Origin of the sequence: Paenibacillus albiflavus, assembly GCF_004344915.1 — a bacterium.
In the GTDB taxonomy this organism is placed as follows: Bacteria; Bacillota; Bacilli; order Paenibacillales; family NBRC-103111; genus Paenibacillus_AM; species Paenibacillus_AM albiflavus.
In genome coordinates, this window is sequence record NZ_SKFG01000067.1 from 1 (window position 1) to 467 (window position 467).

Annotated in this window: 1 tRNA gene and 2 rRNA genes; all 3 read left to right on the top strand. The window is 48.0% G+C overall.

Annotation, left to right across the window (positions count from 1 at the left end):
- Nucleotides 1-56 (top strand): 16S ribosomal RNA (locus tag E0485_RS24370); the annotation flags it as partial.
- Nucleotides 57-199: 143 nt separating this feature from the next.
- A 5S ribosomal RNA gene (gene rrf, locus E0485_RS24375) occupies nt 200-316 on the top strand.
- A 60-nt stretch (nt 317-376) separates the two neighbouring features.
- Nucleotides 377-453 (top strand) — tRNA-Ile (locus tag E0485_RS24380).
- Nucleotides 454-467: the final 14 nt, after the last annotated feature.

The following is a 467-nucleotide window of genomic DNA, read 5'->3' on the forward strand; positions in this document are numbered from 1 at the left end:
GGGTGAAGTCGTAACAAGGTAGCCGTATCGGAAGGTGCGGCTGGATCACCTCCTTTCTATGGAGAATCGTCTTCTGCAACGAAGACATTCAAATATGCAGATTATCTGCAAAACTTCTTCACTCGTTGTCAGTTTTGAAGGGGCAAGAACCTTTCAAGAGTTTTAAGCCATCTGAAGTTTGGTAACTTCAGAATATTCGTTTGGTGACGATGGCGGAAGGGAACCACGCGTACCCATCCCGAACACGACCGTTAAGCCTTCCAGCGCCGATGGTACTTGGATCGAAGGATCCTGGGAGAGTAGGACGTTGCCAAGCGAATCCACTTTAGTGGGTTTAAAGTAAATAACCTTATGTTTTCGACTACGAGAACTTTGAGGGCCCTTAGCTCAGCTGGTTAGAGCGCACCCCTGATAAGGGTGAGGTCGGTGGTTCGAGTCCACTAGGGCCCACCATTTAAACTTCATAT